The 597-nt window shown below is 73.2% G+C and carries 1 protein-coding gene; it reads left to right on the plus strand.

Going from position 1 to position 597, the window contains the following annotated elements:
• Window positions 1-597: ATP-binding cassette domain-containing protein (locus tag ACTIFU_RS23935; protein ID WP_439580823.1), on the plus strand; the 597-nt coding region annotated here is incomplete at both ends.

Here is a 597-nt window from a genome sequence, read left to right on the forward strand (position 1 = left end):
CATCGTCCGCCGCCATGCCGACCGCGTGGTGGTGATGAAGGATGGCCGCGTGGTCGAGCAGGGGCGCGTCGTGGACGTCTTCGCCAACCCGCAGCACGCCTACACGCAGATGCTGCTCGCCACCGAGCCGCGCGGCCGCCCCGCCGCCGTGCCGGCCGATGCGCCCGAAATCCTGCGCGGCGACGACGTGCGCGTGCACTTCCCCATCAAGCGCGGCTTCCTGCGCCGCACCGTCGCCCATGTGAAGGCGGTGGACGGCGTGGATGTCGCGGTGCGCGAGGGCGAGACGCTGGGCCTGGTGGGCGAGAGCGGCTCGGGCAAGACCACGCTTGGCCTCGCTTTGCTGCGGCTGGAGGCGAGCACGGGCGTCATCCGCTTCCAGGGCCAGGCGATCCAGGGGCTTTCGCGCGGCGAGTTGCGGCCCTTGCGCGCCCGGATGCAGATCGTCTTCCAGGACCCCTACGGCTCGCTCTCGCCGCGCATGAGTGCGGCCGAGATCGTGGGCGAGGGGCTTTCGGTGCACGAACCCGGCATGACCGCCGCCCAGCGCGCCGCCCGCGTCGGTGCCGCGCTGGAGGAGGTGGGGCTCGACCCGGC

It is taken from the genome of Elioraea sp., assembly GCF_051860475.1.
GTDB lineage: Bacteria > Pseudomonadota > Alphaproteobacteria > Acetobacterales > Acetobacteraceae > Elioraea.